This is a genomic window from Rhodococcoides kyotonense (genome assembly GCF_900188125.1).
GTDB lineage: Bacteria > Actinomycetota > Actinomycetes > Mycobacteriales > Mycobacteriaceae > Rhodococcoides > Rhodococcoides kyotonense.
In genome coordinates, this window is the sequence record NZ_FZOW01000005.1 from 193,472 (window position 1) to 209,618 (window position 16,147).

Annotated in this window: 14 protein-coding genes and 1 tRNA gene; 6 read left to right on the forward strand and 9 right to left on the reverse strand. The window is 64.0% G+C overall.

Features of this window, described 5'->3' with window-relative positions; translation table 11 throughout:
* Positions 1–26 precede the first annotated feature (26 nt).
* A complete protein-coding gene (locus tag CHB96_RS10555; RefSeq protein ID WP_089245827.1) occupies positions 27–2,903 on the forward strand; it encodes an AfsR/SARP family transcriptional regulator in 2,877 nt (958 codons plus the stop codon).
* On the opposite strand, the gene CHB96_RS10560 is transcribed toward CHB96_RS10555, so the two are convergent.
* The gene (locus CHB96_RS10560) at positions 2,864–3,229 is read right to left on the reverse strand and encodes a hypothetical protein (RefSeq protein WP_089245829.1); all 366 of its coding nucleotides are present in this window, start codon (positions 3,227–3,229) and stop codon (positions 2,864–2,866) included. The two genes, CHB96_RS10555 and CHB96_RS10560, sit on opposite strands and share 40 nt — an antisense overlap.
* A gap of 70 nt (positions 3,230–3,299) precedes the next feature.
* Entirely contained in the window at positions 3,300–3,947 is a 648-nt protein-coding gene (locus CHB96_RS10565; RefSeq protein WP_089245831.1) for a TetR/AcrR family transcriptional regulator, read from the reverse strand.
* 91 nt (positions 3,948–4,038) lie between these two features.
* Here CHB96_RS10565 and CHB96_RS10570 point away from each other — a divergent pair, with 91 nt between their 5' ends.
* From CHB96_RS10570 to CHB96_RS10580, 3 genes are all read left to right on the forward strand, one after another.
* The gene (locus CHB96_RS10570) at positions 4,039–4,908 is read left to right on the forward strand and encodes an SDR family oxidoreductase (RefSeq protein WP_089245833.1); all 870 of its coding nucleotides are present in this window, start codon (positions 4,039–4,041) and stop codon (positions 4,906–4,908) included.
* A 29-nt stretch (positions 4,909–4,937) separates the two neighbouring features.
* Positions 4,938–6,422, forward strand: coding sequence for a flavin-containing monooxygenase (locus tag CHB96_RS10575; protein WP_089245835.1), 1,485 nt, complete (start codon positions 4,938–4,940; stop codon positions 6,420–6,422).
* Positions 6,423–6,584: 162 nt separating this feature from the next.
* Entirely contained in the window at positions 6,585–7,778 is a 1,194-nt protein-coding gene (locus CHB96_RS10580; RefSeq protein ID WP_089246175.1) for a L,D-transpeptidase, read from the forward strand.
* On the opposite strand, the gene CHB96_RS10585 is transcribed toward CHB96_RS10580, so the two are convergent.
* The 3 genes from CHB96_RS10585 to orn form a co-directional block, all read right to left on the reverse strand.
* Positions 7,775–8,533 (reverse strand): M23 family metallopeptidase, encoded by a 759-nt coding sequence (locus tag CHB96_RS10585; RefSeq protein WP_089245837.1) that lies wholly within the window; start codon positions 8,531–8,533, stop codon positions 7,775–7,777. The genes CHB96_RS10580 and CHB96_RS10585 overlap by 4 nt on opposite strands.
* A gap of 300 nt (positions 8,534–8,833) precedes the next feature.
* A tRNA-His gene (locus CHB96_RS10590) sits at positions 8,834–8,909 on the reverse strand.
* A gap of 88 nt (positions 8,910–8,997) precedes the next feature.
* Positions 8,998–9,600, reverse strand: coding sequence for an oligoribonuclease (gene orn / locus CHB96_RS10595; RefSeq protein ID WP_089245839.1), 603 nt, complete (start codon positions 9,598–9,600; stop codon positions 8,998–9,000).
* 83 nt (positions 9,601–9,683) lie between these two features.
* On the opposite strand from orn, the gene CHB96_RS10600 reads away from it, so the two are divergent.
* The gene (locus CHB96_RS10600; RefSeq protein ID WP_089245841.1) at positions 9,684–11,405 is read left to right on the forward strand and encodes a helicase HerA-like domain-containing protein; all 1,722 of its coding nucleotides are present in this window, start codon (positions 9,684–9,686) and stop codon (positions 11,403–11,405) included.
* 51 nt (positions 11,406–11,456) lie between these two features.
* On the opposite strand, the gene CHB96_RS10605 is transcribed toward CHB96_RS10600, so the two are convergent.
* Positions 11,457–11,960 carry a DUF3558 domain-containing protein gene (locus CHB96_RS10605; protein ID WP_089245843.1) on the reverse strand — a complete coding sequence of 168 codons (504 nt, stop codon included), beginning with the start codon at positions 11,958–11,960 and terminating at the stop codon, positions 11,457–11,459.
* Positions 11,961–12,074: 114 nt separating this feature from the next.
* On the opposite strand from CHB96_RS10605, the gene CHB96_RS10610 reads away from it, so the two are divergent.
* Entirely contained in the window at positions 12,075–12,650 is a 576-nt protein-coding gene (locus CHB96_RS10610; protein WP_089246177.1) for a hypothetical protein, read from the forward strand.
* A 56-nt stretch (positions 12,651–12,706) separates the two neighbouring features.
* Here the strand turns inward: CHB96_RS10610 and cmrA are convergent, their stop codons facing one another.
* The 3 genes from cmrA to CHB96_RS10625 are packed head-to-tail and all read right to left on the reverse strand — an operon-like array spanning position 12,707 to position 16,095.
* The gene (gene cmrA, locus CHB96_RS10615) at positions 12,707–13,510 is read right to left on the reverse strand and encodes a mycolate reductase (protein WP_089245845.1); all 804 of its coding nucleotides are present in this window, start codon (positions 13,508–13,510) and stop codon (positions 12,707–12,709) included.
* A 24-nt stretch (positions 13,511–13,534) separates the two neighbouring features.
* A complete protein-coding gene (locus tag CHB96_RS10620) occupies positions 13,535–15,571 on the reverse strand; it encodes an NADPH-dependent 2,4-dienoyl-CoA reductase (RefSeq protein ID WP_245865445.1) in 2,037 nt (678 codons plus the stop codon).
* Positions 15,568–16,095, reverse strand: a complete 528-nt coding sequence (locus CHB96_RS10625; protein ID WP_089245849.1) for a PadR family transcriptional regulator — start codon at positions 16,093–16,095, stop codon at positions 15,568–15,570. Before CHB96_RS10625 ends, CHB96_RS10620 begins: the two co-directional genes overlap by 4 nt.
* Positions 16,096–16,147 lie beyond the last annotated feature (52 nt).

The following is a 16,147-nucleotide window of genomic DNA, read 5'->3' on the forward strand; positions in this document are numbered from 1 at the left end:
CGTCGGCGGCACTTTATGATCCATCGGTGTCGACCGATCAGCCCACACCGAGCGCTCGCGTCGAGCTGCGGGTTCTCGGCCCGATCGAGGCTTTTCTGGACGGCCGGCCCATCGCTCTCGGTGGGCCGGTTCCTCGTGCGATCGTCGCCCGGCTCGCGATCGCGAACGGCCGCATGGTCACCGACGACGCACTGATCGACGACCTGTGGGGCGATGCGCCACCTCGGACCGCGTCGCTGACGTTGCAGGGCTACATCTCGACGCTACGCAAAGCGTTCGAACCGAATCGAGGAACGAGCAAGCCGACCGTGCTCGTCCGACGCGGACCCGGTTATGCCCTCGTCCTTCCCGCCGACGGGCTCGATTCGACGCGGTTCCTCCAGCTCGCGGAGGCCGGCAGGCACGCACTCGTCGCGCAGGACTATCCCGCCGCCGACCACGTTCTCGGCGACGCTCTCGATCTGTGGCGCGGGCCAGCCCACGCGGACTGCGCAGACAGGCCGTTCGCCGAGGCTGAGATCAGGCATCTCGAAGACCGTCGCATCGGTGTGTTCGAGGATCGGATGGACGCGGCAATCACGTTGGGAGAGAACGTGTCCTCCGCAGCCGCCCTGGAGGCGCACACCCGTGAGCACCCGCTGCGGGAGCGGGCCTGGGAATTGCTGGCGCTCGCGTTGTACCGCGCAGGTCGACAGGGCGATGCGCTGACGGCGCTGAGGACCGCGCGCGAGAATCTGGCCGATCAGCTCGGTGCGGATCCGAGGCCGAGTCTGAGCGCGCTGCACGAGAAGATCCTGCGTCAGGACCCCTCGCTCGACGCCCACACCGCGCAGGTGCAGGACGCGCGCCCCCCGGCGCGGCACAGCCTGGTTCCGATTCCGCTGACGCCGCTCGTGGGCAGGCAGGACCAGTTGCACGCCGTCGAACAGGCGGGTGCGACCAACAGGCTCGTCACCCTCACCGGGCCGGGAGGGATGGGCAAGACGCGGCTCGCCCTCGAGGTGGCGCGTCGTCGTCAGGATTCCGATGGGCCGTGGTTCGTCGAATTGGCGGACGTTCGCGACGGCGGATTGCTGGTCGACGCGATCGCCACGGCACTCGGGGTGACGGTGTCCGGCGGTGCCGCATCACTCGTCGCGATTCTGCGCGACCGGCAGACACTTCTCGTTCTCGACAACTGCGAACAGGTGCTGGGTCCGGTCGCCGACTTCGTGTCGTCGGTGCTGGCATCCTGCCCTGGAGTGTCGATCCTGGCAACGTCGCGAGAAGCTCTCGGCGCGCACGGTGAATACGTCTACGACACCCCGTCCATGTCCTCGGGCGCGACGGGGGAGGCGGTCCGCCTGTTCGTCGATCGAGCGTCGCCGCAGTTGGGTGGCTGGGACCCGGGTGCAGAGGACTTGGAACTACTCGAGAAGCTGTGCCGAGCACTCGACGGAATGCCGCTCGCCATCGAACTTGCTGCGGCGCAATGTCGTACGCTCTCGGTCCGGCAGTTGGTCGACAACCTCGACGATCGATTCTCCGTGCTGCGGGGTGGGCCGAGGACCAATCTGCGGCATTCGACCATGCTGGCCGCAGTGGAATGGTCGTATTCCAGTCTTCAGCCGTCGGAAAGCGCGTTGTTCCTGGATCTGGCCGTCTTCGACGGCGGATTCGACCTCGACGCCGCGCGCGAGGTCACCGGCCACCGCGGGATCATCGGCGACCTCGGTGCGCTGATCGACAAATCGCTGGTGAAGTCGTCGGGTGGTGATCCGCGGCGATACCGGATGCTCGAAACTCTCCGGAGTTACGCTGCGCTGCACCGTGATCCGGCTCGATCGGCGGAGCTGCGAGCTCGCCACACCGAGTGGGTCGTCGCCATGGCAGAGGACGCCTACTTCGGATTGCGCGGTCCGGACTGTCCGCGCTGGATGGAGCGCCTCGATCACGACATGCCGAACGTGCGTTCGGCGCTCGAATATCTGGACAACACATCCGAAACGTATCTACGCATCGTGGGCAGCCTGTACTGGTACTGGTATCGCCGCGGCCACGTGGCAGAAGGGCTTCGGTACCTCGAGCCGGCCATGAAGGCCAAGGACATAGGCATCGGGGTGCTCGTGCGCGCAGTGGCGGGCTTGACCATCACCCGGTATCTGGCCGGCGACATCTCGGGTCTGCTCGAATCCTTCGGCAGGCTGGCCGAATTGGAACCTCGGACGCACTCGGACGAGCTCGCGCGGTCCGACGCCTTGGTGTCGCTCGCGTTCTTCGAGGCAGGATCCGGATTGACGGACCAAGCCGTCGCGCATGCCGACGAAGCGCTCGCACTGTCGGACGTCATCGATGCCCCGTACACGAAGGCAGAGGCCCTGATGTCCGCAGGCACAGCGTTTCTGCGCAGCGGTGATCTGAGTCGGGCCGAGCAGCTTCTGGCCTCGTCCGCAGCCGTGGCCGAGGAGTGCGGATATCAGTGGTGCCTGGCGTCCGCGCTGTGGATTCACGCCAAAGTGGATCTCGCGCAGCAGCGTTGGGGTGGACCGGCCGAACGCAAGCTGGCTCGCATGATCGATGCATGCGACGACGTGTCCGATACGTCGTCGTGGATGGTCGGTCTCGCGACGCTGGCGTACGCATTGTTCCGCAGGAACGAGATCGATTCGGCGACACAGCTGTTGGGTGTGGTGGACCGTCAGGTCGAGATGATCGGGTACGTGCCGTCGGCGATGGATCCCATCGACATCGGGCGGTACGACCGGGAGATCCGCGCAGCCGTCGACGACGAGACTCTTCGACGGAACATCGATATCGGTCGGCGATTGACGCGCGGTGAGGTGCGGGAACTCGTGCATGTCGCAGTCCCGCCGTCGTCGAACGGTCACCTCAGAGACGACACGAACATGACCTCCCAGCCCTGATCGCTGTCGAAGGGCCCGAACACGGCAGGCAACGATGTCCGACGGACGGACGCGGACACGGCGTCGGGAAGATCGGTCAGATCCGAGTCGCCGAACACCGCGCATGTGAGCGCGGACGACAGGCTGTAGGCGTCGGCGGCGGTGCAGACGAACACTGGAAAAGTGATGTCGGCGCCTGCGCCGTCGCGAGCAGCCGACTCGGCACGCACGTGCAGCCATTCGAGAAACATCTCGGCGTCGTCGCGGTCGCAGAACTGGACTCGTGCCGACCTGATGCGGGTGCCGGTCAGCGGGGCCGAGTACTCGGAGAGGGTCGGAGCGCTCATGAGGGGTACGTCCTTCGTCGATGGGAACTGGACGAAAGAGTGCACCCAGCCACTTGGAAACGACTTGGAACTACTCGAGCCGACCGAACGCGACCGCACCCAGAATCGTGTGTGCTCCGGCGATGACACCGTCGAGTGACTCGGTGTCGGGTGCGAGCACCCACTGCTGCGTCATCATCAGGACCGCCCCGACCAACCCGACAGCCAATGTTCGACGGTTCGGCCCGGACAAGCCGTGCGCCGTGCCGACCGACGCCGCAAGTGCGAGAACCGCGTCGACGAACAACGACGTCGTCTCCCGGTACAGAGCGTCGACCTCCGCCGACACGCCCAGGACTTCGAGGAGCACGATTCGCGCGGATCGTGGATCGGCTGCCACGCTGCGGAAGAAGTTCGACAAGGCAGCCTGGAGCACTTCTTCCGCCGTCGGATCATGTTCTGCTGCAGGGACTTCGATGCTGTTCAGCATCGTCGCCGTCGCGCGTCGGTAGACGGCGACGAGCAGGTCCTCGCTGCTGTCGAACGACTCGTAGAAGTAACGCTTGGTCAACCCGGCGCTTGCGCAGACACGGTCGATCGATGCCGAGCGGTAACCACTCGTGCCGAAGATGTCCACGGCAGCGTCGAGAAGCTTCTCGCGTCGGTCCTCACGGCGCTGGTCGGACGACGACCCACGGTACGGACGGCCGGGAACAGGTCGGGTGTCGGAAGTGCTCACCCCCCGATCTTGACACCCATCCGTATCAGATGGAAAGTGACACGTAGCAGTTCCCAAAATGGGGGGAACGGAACATGGAGGTGGACTTCTCATGGCCGCACTCTCGAACAAGGTCGTGTTCATCACCGGCGCAGCGCGAGGAATCGGGGCCGAGACCGCCCGATCGCTCGCCGCGCGGGGCAGCAAACTGGTCCTCACCGATGTCGACGAAGAACCACTCCGCGAACTGGCAGCCGAGCTCGGTGACAGCGTGGCACTTGCCGTCGTCGCCGACGTTCGCGATCTGGGGGCCATGCAGGCGGCCGTCGACGCAGGCGTCGAGAAGTTCGGGGGACTGGACCTGGTTCTCGCGAACGCGGGGATCGCGAGCTACGGATCCGTACTTCAGGTCGACCCCGAAATCTTCGACCGCGTCCTCGACATCAACTTGCGGGGCGTGTTCAACACCGCACGTGCCACACTGCCGTCGCTGATCGAACGCAAGGGCTACATCCTCATCGTCTCCTCGCTGGCCGCATACGCCGCGTGCCCGGGTCTGGCCGCGTACAACGCCAGCAAGGCGGGGGTCGAACAATTCGCCAACGCGTTGCGTCTCGAGGTCACCTATCGCGGTGTCGGCGTCGGATCGGCGCACATGGCGTGGATCGACACCCCGCTCGTGCGAGACGCGAAAGCGGACCTCGGTGCGTTCGGTGAGATGCTCGGTCTCATGCCCGGTCCCTTCGGGCACACCATGACCGTCGACAAGTGCGTCGACGCGTTCGTCGACGGCCTCGAGAAGCGGAAGCGCAAGGTCTACGTGCCGCGCTGGGTCGGGGCTGCCGGATTGTTCAGGGGAGTACTGCAATCGGCCGTCGGCGACCGCGCTCTGCTGAAGCACGTGCCGAGGCTTCTACCGAAAATGGACGCAGAAGTCGCGGCGCTCGGGCGGTCGACCAGCAAGCGCAACGTCACGCGATAATTCATTCCCCCTCACGCGAAAGTGCCTCGATGACAACCACTTCTCCTTCCGAATCCTCGCAGGACGTGGCCGCCGAGACGGTCGACGTACTGATCGTCGGCGCCGGGCTGTCCGGTATCGGAGCCGCGCACCATCTGCAGTCGAAGGTGCCGGGAAAGACGTACACCATTCTCGAGAGTCGTGGCGCGATCGGCGGCACGTGGGATCTGTTCCGCTACCCGGGAATTCGGTCGGACTCGGACATGTACACCCTCGGGTACAACTTCCGCCCGTGGACCGGGGACAAGTCGATCGCCGACGGCAAGGACATCCGCGAATACATCGAGAACACTGCCCGCGACGGCGGCATCGACGAGAACATCAGATTCCACCACCGAGTGGTGAAGGCATCGTGGTCGACGAAAGACTCGCGGTGGACGATCGTCGCACTCCGATCCGACACCGGAGAAACCGTCACGTTCCACGCGTCGTTCCTGATGTGCTGCAGCGGATATTACGACTACACGAAGGGATTCACACCGGAGTTCGACGGCATCGACGACTTCGGCGGTACCGTCGTGCATCCGCAGTTGTGGCCGGAGGATCTCGACTACGCAGGCAAGAAGGTCGTCGTCATCGGAAGCGGTGCCACCGCGATCACGTTGGCGCCCAACCTCGCTCGTGAGGCCGACCATGTCACGCTGTTGCAGCGGTCGCCCAGCTACATCATGTCGTTGCCGTCGAAGGATCCGATCGCGCTCGCGCTGCGGAAGTACCTGCCGGCGAAAGCTGCCTACGGGGTCACTCGTCTGAAGAACGCAGTGACCGCCATCGGTCTGTACGTGCTGTGCCAGCGCTACCCGAAGTTCATGAAGAAGCAGATTCGCAAGCTGCAGGAGAAGTGGCTTCCCGAGGGGTACGACCTCGACACCCACTTCACGCCCAAGTACAACCCGTGGGATCAGCGACTGTGCCTCGTTCCCGACAACGATCTCTTCCGGTGCATCCGCAAGGGCGAGGTCGAACTCGTGACCGATCACATCGACAGGTTCGATGCCGACGGTATCCGGTTGCAGTCCGGAGGCCACCTCGACGCGGACATCGTCATCACTGCGACCGGGCTGAATCTCGTCGCGTTCGGCCACGTCGATCTCGAAGTCGACGGCCGAACCGTCGACCTCACCGAGACCATGGCGTACAAGGGCATGATGCTGACCGACGTCCCGAACTTCGCGTTCGTCGTCGGCTACACGAATGCGTCGTGGACGTTGAAAGCGGACCTGGTCTGCGACTACGTGTGCAGGTTGCTCCAGCACATGGACGCCGGCGGACATCGCGAGGTGCGCCTGACGCGGGACCCGTCGATCGGGGAAGAACCGTTCCTCGACTTCGCCGCCGGCTATGTGCTGCGGTCCGTCGACTCGTTCCCGAAGCAGGGATCCAAGGCGCCGTGGCGACTGCGCATGAACTACTTCAGAGATCTGCCGGTGTTGCGGTACGGATCCGTCGTCGACGACAACATGAGCTTTCGCTAGCTTTGTGACGTAACACGAACCGCGAACATGCCGATTGGTATTCGAACGTTACGAACGCGAACGGCATTTCGGGTGGAGACCCACGGATTCGCCTGGCAATATGCTCCCGGAATGTCCGATTCGGTACGTGCGTAATCGGTTGGTGCGGAAGTGGAGCAGTTCATGAAGGTCTGGCGCGGAACGGTACTGGGCGCTGTCGCGGCGCTCGCTGGGGTGGTCGTCCTGTCGGCATGTGGAACGACGACGACGTCGACCGAGGCGGTTGCCCCGATCGATTCGAATCCCATCGCGGAGCTCATGAAGCCCAAGGTGACCTCGACGGTCGCCGACGGTGCCGTCGGGTTCTCGCCGGCGGATCCGGTGACCGTCACCGTCAGCGACGGCAAACTTGCGAACGTCACGATGCTCAATCCCGAGGGGAAGGCCGTCTCGGGCGCGATGGCGCCGGACGGACTGTCCTGGACCAACACCGAGCCGCTCGGATACAACCGCGAATACCGCGTACAGGCCGACGCGTACGGACTCGGGGGAGCGTCGAGCACCGTCACGAGCTTCACCACCAGCCAGCCCGGCAACTTCACCAAGCCCTACCTGCTGCCGTCGGAGGGTGCCGTCGTCGGAATCGGTCAGCCGGTCGCGGTGCAGTTCGACGAGACGATCACCGACAAGATCGCCGCACAGAACGCCATCCAGGTGACGACGACGCCACCCGTCGAAGGTGCCTTCTATTGGGTCAACGACCGTGAGGTCCGCTGGCGGCCGCAGAACTACTGGGCGTCGGGCACGCGCGTCGACGTCGCGGTCAACGTGTACGGCCGCGATCTCGGTGACGGCATCTACGGCCAGGAGAACGCCACGGCGTCGTTCACCATCGGTGACGCCGTGGTCGCGACGGCGGACGACAACACCAAGCAGGTCACGTTCAACGTCAACGGCCAGGACGTCATCACGATGCCGACGTCGATGGGCAAGGACAGCACGCCGACCGACAACGGGGTCTACATCATCGGTGATCGGTTCGACCACCTGGTTATGGACTCGTCGACGTACGGCGTGCCGGTGAACTCCGCTGCCGGGTATCGCACCCCGGTCGACTGGGCGGTGCGCATGTCCTACAGCGGCATCTTCTTCCACTCCGCGCCGTGGTCGGTCGGGCAGCAGGGATACTCGAACGCGAGCCACGGCTGCTTGAACCTGAGCCCCAGCAACGCGAAGTGGGTCTACGACAACACCAAGCGCGGTGACATCGTCGTCGTCAAGAACACCCTCGGTGGAACGCTGTCCGGCGTCGACGGCCTCGGCGACTGGAACATCCCGTGGGATCAGTGGAAGGCCGGCAACGCCACCAGCGTCTAGTCGGAGTCGCCCTTCTGATACCTGGCGGGATCGATGCCGAGCGTCTTCAAGTACGCGACGGGTTCGATGCTCGACCCGTTGTTGCGGACCTCGAAGTGCAGGTGCGGTCCCGTCGAGTTGCCGGTGCTGCCGACGCTGCCGATCTGGTCACCGGGTTCGACGGTGTCACCGACGCTGACGTTCACCTTCGACTGATGCCCGTAGTACGTGACCGTGTTGCCGCTCTTGATGCGCACGAGGTTGCCGTAGCCGTCGCCTGCGTCTCCGGCTTGCTCGACGGTCCCGCCCGTCACCGCGTAGATCGGTGTGCCCGACGGCGCTGCCAGATCGACTCCCTGGTGATACTGGGCTCCGTTGCCGGTCGGGTTGTTACGGCCGCCGTAACCCGAACTGATCTCGTAGCTGCGCGCCGGGAGCGGCAGGATGGATCCACCCAGTCCGACGGACGGGGGAGCGGCTTTCACCTCGGGTTCGGATTCCAACTCGTCGGCGCTGGTGTCGCCCTCGGGGGCAGGTCCGAAGTCCGAATCGAGAATGACGGCGGCGACCTCGTTGATGAGAACACCCGTCGCGTCCAGGACCGCCGAGAGAATCGCTGCACGCTGTTGGGCGTCGGGCTGCGGGATCGGTATCTCGGGTAGTTCGATGGTCGGCTGCGCTGCCGCGACGGTCGGATTGATCAGACCCGTCGTACCGAGGCACAGCGCTGCCGACAACACCGAACCTGCAATCACCTTGTGAACTCGTCGAGCCACGTGTCGTACCTCCTGGTCTCTGCCCGACTGCTTCGATGGGCTTCGAACTGCTGGTGACGCGTTTTGGGGCACGACAAATCAGAACTGCGTGATCACAGCTTCAACATTGGTACTTTTCTTCCCCAAAAGTGCCATCAGTAACCGTACGTCACATGAACCACATAGGAAACTCGAAAGTTGAATTACAGCAACGTAATTCACGTATTCGCTCGTGTGTGCGAACGAGTAGCCGCCGAGGCGGGGCGTACTCGGGACACAAAAAAACCGGCCTCCGTGTGGAGACCGGCTTTCCTGTAACGATGGGGTGAGTGACGGGACTCGAACCCGCGACACCCAGGATCACAACCTGGTGCTCTACCAGCTGAACTACACCCACCATAGCTACGTCGAACAGCACCCTCGCGGGCTCTGCATCAGCAGCGGAGACAATACTAGCGGGTCGATTCGCAGGTTCCTAATCGCCCCTACGACTGTGTGTCGAGACCCTCGACGATAGCTGCGATTTCGCTGGTGGACGGGCCTGGCTGGGGTACGAAAACCGTCTGGCGGTAGTACTTCAGCTCCTTGATCGACTCCTTGATGTCGGCCAGAGCCCGGTGAGCGAGCCCCTTCGTCGGCTGACCGAAGTAGATCCGGGGATACCACCGACGCGACAGCTCCTTGATGGAACTGACGTCGATCATCCGGTAGTGCAGGTAGGTGTCGAGTTCGACCATGTCGCGCGCGATGAAACCGCGATCGGTCGCGATGGAGTTGCCGGCGAGCGGCACCGTCGCAGCCACCGGTACGTGCTCGCGGATGTACTCCAGTACCTGCTTCTGTGCCTCCTCGATCGTTACCGTCGAGGCGCGTACCTCTTCGGTGAGACCCGATTTGGCATGCATCTTCTTGACGACGTCGGGCATACCCGCCAGCGCCTCGTCGTCGGCATGGATGACGATGTCCACACCCTCACCGAGAATTTCCAGCTCGCTGTCGGTGACGAGCGCCGCGATCTCGATGAGTTTGTCCTTCGACAGATCCAGGCCGGTCATTTCGCAATCGATCCACACAAGTTTGTCCTGCACTCCAGACACACTAGTGCGAGAAGAACTCGCACTATGGTTTGCGGTGGTGATCAACAGTGGCCACGGGTAGGAGGAGCGCGAACATGTCGGTGGATCCGAATCAGCCGAGCAGTGCCGAGACGTCGACGCCGGCGGAGCGGGCCAAGGCCGCAAAGGCTGCGGCGGTCGAGGCCGCGAGGATTGCCCAGGAGGCTGCAGCCGCGGCAGAGGCAGCCGAGAAGGAGGCGCTGGCAGCCGAACAGGAGGGCTCCACCTCGCAGAACGACGTCGCATCGTCCATCGCCGCTGGCTATGCCACATCCGGCGCTGCACTCGAACTCGGAACGGTCATGGTCGACGGGGTCGTGGACCCGTCGTCGCGCATCCGTATTCCGTTGGCCACGCTGAACCGCCACGGTCTCGTCGCCGGGGCGACGGGTACCGGTAAGACGAAAACGTTGCAAGGCATCGCCGAGCAGTTGTCGGCGGCGGGCGTTCCCGTCGTCATGGCCGACATCAAGGGTGACCTGTCGGGGCTGTCGGCGGCCGGGGCGGACAACGACAAGATCCGCGCGCGAGCCGTCGAGTGCGGTGAGCCCGAATGGCAACCCAGCAGCTACCCGGTCGAGTTCCTGTCGCTCGGCACCGACGGGATCGGTGTGCCTGTTCGGGCGACCATCACCGCCTTCGGCCCAATTCTGCTGAGTAAGGTGTTGCAGCTCAACAAGACTCAAGAATCGACACTTGGCCTGATTTTCCACTGGGCGGACAAGCAGGGCCTGGCGTTGCTGGATCTCAAGGATCTGCGTTCCGTCATCACCCACCTGACGTCCGACGAGGGCAAGGCCGATCTCAAGGGAATCGGGGGAGTTTCGGCAGCCACGGCAGGGGTGATCCTTCGGGCGCTGGTGAACCTCGAAGCCGACGGTGGCGACACGTTCTTCGGTGAACCCGAGCTCGAAACCGAGGACCTCCTGCGCGTCGGAACGGACGGCAAAGGCGTCGTCACCTTGTTCGAGCTCGGCACGCAGGCTGCGCGGCCGGTGATGTTCTCGACGTTCCTGATGTGGGTGTTGGCGGACCTGTTCCAGACGCTTCCCGAAGTGGGAGACATCGACAAGCCGAAGCTCGTTTTCATCTTCGACGAGGCGCATCTACTGTTCGCCGACGCGTCGAAGGCATTCCTCGAGCAGGTCGAGCAGACGGTCAAACTGATCCGATCGAAGGGCGTCGGCGTCATCTTCTGCACGCAGTTGCCCGCCGACGTTCCCAACGAGGTGCTGTCGCAACTCGGCGCACGCGTTCAGCATGCGCTGCGCGCATTCACGCCCGACGACCAGAAGGCGTTGAACAAGACGGTGCGTACGTATCCCAAGACCGACGCGTACGACCTGGAGAAGGCTCTGACGTCACTGGGGACGGGCGAAGCGATCGTCACGGTTCTGTCCGAGAAGGGTGCCCCGACGCCGGTGGCGTGGACCAGGATTCGGCCACCGCGCTCGCTGATGGACACCATCGGCGGCGACGCGATCACCGCGGCCGCGTCGTCGAGCGCGTTGAATGCTAAGTACCGCGAGACGATCGACCGCGAGTCGGCTTACGAGAAGCTCACGGCTCGGGTCGTGGACGTTCCAGCGCCTACGGAGACGTTCGATCTGCCACCACTTCCCGCGGATCTCCCGCCACTTCCTCCCGAGGGACCTTCGGCCGCGGAGCGGATCATGGACAACCCGGCCGTCAAGAGTTTCCTGCGATCGGCGGCTTCCGCTGCGGGACGGGAGATCTCGCGCAGCATCTTCGGGACGGGGCGTCGGCGGAGGCGGTGAACCACGTGCACGAAAATACATAGCCCGCTATGTATTTTCGTGCACATGCGGTCATGAGCGGGAGTAGCCCGCCAGAACATCGGTCATCGCGAGACGCAGAGCTTCCTCTGTGCCGATGGCGGCTTGCCCGGTCTTGTAGTTCAACGACAGGGTCAGATCGTCGAAGTAGGCGATCAACCGACCCGAGGTTCCGGCGATCGAGTAGACGTTGACCGGCACGCCGGCGACATCGACCATCTCGTCGTGTGGGTCGGCTTCCGTCTGTCCGCTGACCCACAGCGTCAGATTCGGTTTCGTGTACGTATTGCCGCCGTCCCACTCGCATCCACCGTTCGGCTGCGGCAGTTCGAAGGGCTCGACGTCGGCGAGTTCCAATTGCTGCAGGACTGAATCCGAGACGACGGAACACGGATCCACGTCCGCTGCATCTCCGCTCGGCGTGTTCGGCTCGACTTCCTCGCCGTTCACTGTGTAGGTGACCTCCTGCTGGCTGCAGCTGCCGACGAGCAGGGCAGCGGTTGCGAGAGCAGGAAGGGCGAACTGGCGAAGACGCATGTAGGCGATCCTTTCGGGCGAAATGTCCGTTCAGCGTAGAGCTGCGGTTCGTCCGTCCGGAACCGGTAGAACTACTCATATCGGGCAACCACCGGGAGATGAAGGATGGTCTGCATGAAAACGAAACCATGGCTCACAGTGCCTGTGGCAGTTGCGTTCCTCATCGGATGCAGTTCGGGCTCGGCGACGGCGGAGAGGTCGTTCGGATTCCCGGACTCGGCAGGGGGCCTGCTCACGAGGCAGGCGCAGACCGAGCGATTCGGTCGAGAGGACGACACCGTCGAACAGCGTGAACTGACGGTAGCGCAGTTGAGTGCCGCTTATGACGGTGCTGTTGCTGCGTCGCAGGCCTACGCCGACGATTCGTTGAGGGTGTTGGTGACCGCCTACGCGGTCAACGCATCCAGTCCCAAGCTGTGGAGTCCCCAGGCGAACGAGAAGATCGCCGAGCGACTGAGGCTTGCTGCCCCACCCGAACGCGTCGAGCGCTCGGGGGACGCGGAATGCGTCGTCGAGTCGCGCTCGTTCGTGCCCGACAGCACCGGCCCGACGCGCCCCGACGAGCGGGTGCTTCGGTGCCAGGGTGTGCGCGACGGTGTGACCGTCCTGATTCCCGAGATTGCGCCCAGCGTCGACGCCGACACGGCGTTACGCGTCGTCGCCGATTCGTTGGATCATTTCCGCCCGTAGGGGCTACGCCCATGTGCACGAAAATACATAGCCCGCTATGTATTTTCGTGCACATGTCAGTTGCCGAGCTTCTTGTAGAAACTCCCGATGATCGGCGCAGAAATCGCCCGCGGACTGTACTGACCCGCGACGGACATCCCCTTGCTGATCAAACCCGGTACGACGCGCATCTTGTTCTTCGCCAGCGAATTCAGCGACAGTTTCGCGGTGTAGGCGCTGTCGATCCACAGGAAGTCGGGCACGAGCTTGTCGACGATCGACGCGTCGGCGGGATCGGGAGTCTCGGTGCGGACCGGGCCGGGTGCGAGAAGCGTGACGTTGACGCCGCTGCCCTTCAATTCGTCACGCAGCGACTCGGAGAACGTGTTGGCGAACGCCTTGGTCGCGGCGTACGTGGCGTTGTTCGGGATCGCCATGTTGCCGGCCGCCGAACCGACGATCAGGATTCCGCCGCTGCCGCGCTCGACCATGCCGGGCAGTACTGCGAGCGTCAGGTCGTGGACCGTGACGGCATTGAGTTCCACCTGGTCACGCTCGTACGACGGATCGAGATCGGCGACCGGCCCGAACGTCGCGATACCCGCGTTGTTGCACAGGATGCTGATCTCACGGGTCGCGAGTTCGTCGGTGAACGGTTTCCGCGCGTCCCTGTCGGACAGATCCACGACCCGCACCTCGACGGTCACGCCGTGATCCGTCCGCAGTGTCGCGGCCAGCTTCTCGAGGAGGTCGCCGCGTCGAGCAACGATGATCAACGAGTGGCCACGGGCAGCCAGTTCGGTCGCCAACGCCTCTCCGATTCCGGAGGAGGCGCCGGTCACGACGGCGCGGGCTTCGGGTGCAGGGCTCGGCAGACTCACGGTCAGTCAGGGTAATGGATGAGCTCAGATACGTGCCGCGAGGCGCGTGCCCTGCTCGATCGCGCGTTTGGCGTCGAGCTCCGCCGCCAGATCGGCACCACCGATGACGTGCGTCGTCACGCCTGCGATCTCGAGTTCGTCGGCGATGTCGCGCACCGACTCCTGGCCTGCGCAGACCACGATCGTGTCGACCGCGAGTACGCGCGGCCGTTCGTGCTTCTCGCCGAACGAGATGTGCAGGCCGTCGTCGTCGATGCGTTCGTAGTTCACTCCGGAGAGTTCGTGAACGCCCTTCGCCTTCAACGCTGCGCGATGCACCCAGCCGGTGGTCTTCGCGAGGCCGGACCCGATGCGGCCCTTCTTGCGCTGCAACAGATAGACCTCGCGCGGCGACGCCGCAGGCACAGGCGTCGTCAACGCGCCTGGGGCAGCTTCCGGTTCGGTAACACCCCACTCCTGCTTCCATTCCTTCAGATCCAGTGTGGGAGAGCTGTCCGTCGTCAGGAACTCGGAGATGTCGACGCCGATACCGCCTGCGCCGATGACAGCGACAGAATCGCCGACGGGTTTGCCGTCCTCGACCACCTCGGCATACGACAGCACCGACGGATGGTCGATCCCGGGAATCGACGGAATGCGCGGCACGACGCCGGTTGCGACGATGATCTCGTCGAACTCGCCTGCGAGTAGTTCCGCAGCCTCGACGCGGCGACCGAGATGGACCGTGACGTCGGCGTCGTGCAGCGCGGTGGTGAAGTACCGGATGGTCTCGGAGAACTCCTCCTTGCCTGGAATGCGTTGTGCGATACCGAATTGCCCGCCGAGGCTCGGCCGTGCCTCGAACAGGCTGACGGCGTGCCCGCGTCGCGCACACTCGAGAGCAGCCGACAGACCTGCCGGGCCACCACCGACCACGGCTACCTTCTTCGTGATCCTCGCGGGAGTCAACTTCAGTTCGATCTCGCGTCCCGCCCTCGGGTTCACGAGGCAGGACACCGTCTTGTGCACGAACGCGTGATCGAGACACGCCTGGTTGCACGCGATGCAGGTGTTGATCGCGTCGGCGTCGTCCGCTTCGGCTTTACGGACCCAGAACGGGTCGGCCAGCATCGGTCGGGCCATCGAAATCAGCTGTGCGTCACCGCGAGCGAGGATGTTCTCTGCGATGTCGGGCATGTTGATGCGGTTCGAGGCTGCGACGGGGATGTCGACGTGTTTGTCGAGCTTGCCGGTGATGTCGGCGAACGCGCCACGTGGCACCGACGTCACGATCGTCGGGACTCGCGATTCGTGCCATCCGATGTCGGTGTTGATGACGTCGACGCCGACCTTCTCCAATTCCTGTGCCAGAGTAACTATCTCGCTCCAGCTCTGGCCGCCTTCGACGAGGTCTGCCATCGACAAGCGAAAGATCACGAGAAAGTTCGGGCCCACGGCTGCGCGGATCTCGCGGGAGATCTCGACGGCGATGCGTCGGCGATTCTCGGGGCTGCCGCCCCATTCGTCACGTCGACGGTTGGTGCGCTCCGAGAGGAACTGATTGATGAAATAGCCCTCACCGCCCATGATTTCGACACCGTCGTACCCGGCGGACTGGGCAAGCGACGCGCACCGCACGAAATTCCTTATCTGCCAACGAACCCCGCGTGACGTCAGCCTGCGCGGGCGAAACGGGTTGATAGGAGCCTTGATCGACGACGCCGAGACGCTGAACGGCTGGTACGAATACCGTCCAGCATGCAGAATCTGGAGAGCGATCTTGCCGCCTTCGCGGTGGACGGCGTCGGTGACTCGACGATGCCGACGTGCCTCGAATCGATTGGTGAGCTTGGCGCCGAACGGGAGCAACCATCCGGTCCGATTCGGTGCATACCCGCCTGTCACGATGAGGGAGACCCCGCCGCGCGCACGCTCGGCGAAATACTCTGCCAAGCGGCCGATGTCGCGCGCGCGATCCTCCAATCCGGTGTGAATCGAACCCATGATCACTCGGTTCTTCAACGTCGTCGTGCCGACATTCAACGGAGACAACAGATTCGGGTACCGCGTTGCCCCGTTCACAGCTTCTCCAGCACCTCGTCGCACCATCCTGTGAACCCCTCCTCGACTCGTATGCCACCCCGCAGCACCAGGTACTGATGTAGTGCGGGCCCCTTCACGTTCTCCGGCGACGGGAAGTCGCGCTTCTCGATCAGTCGATACGTCTCCAGGCGCTCGGCATGCACCGCGCGGTGGCGTCGTACCTCGGTTTTCAGTGCTTCGACGTCGCCCAGTGCAGCGCCTCGGATCTTCACGGCGAGCTCGTCTCGGAGTCGGTTCGGGTCGGTCGGCTGGGCGATCCACCGATTCAGCTCCGCGCGGCCTGCGTCGGCGACGGCGTAGACCTTCTTGTCGGGTCGTCCGTCCTGGGGGACCGTGGTGCCGACGACCCAGCCGGCCGCATCCATACGCGTCAACACCCGATAGATCTGCTGGTGAGTTGCGCTCCAGAAGAAGCCGATGGACTTGTCGAATCTGTGCGCAAGCTCGTACCCCGAGCCGGACTGCTCGGAGAGGGACACCAGAATCGCATGCTCGAGGGCCACGGGATCGACTATGTCTGCAACGAGGTGAGTATGCAACCAGGTGCACAGCAGT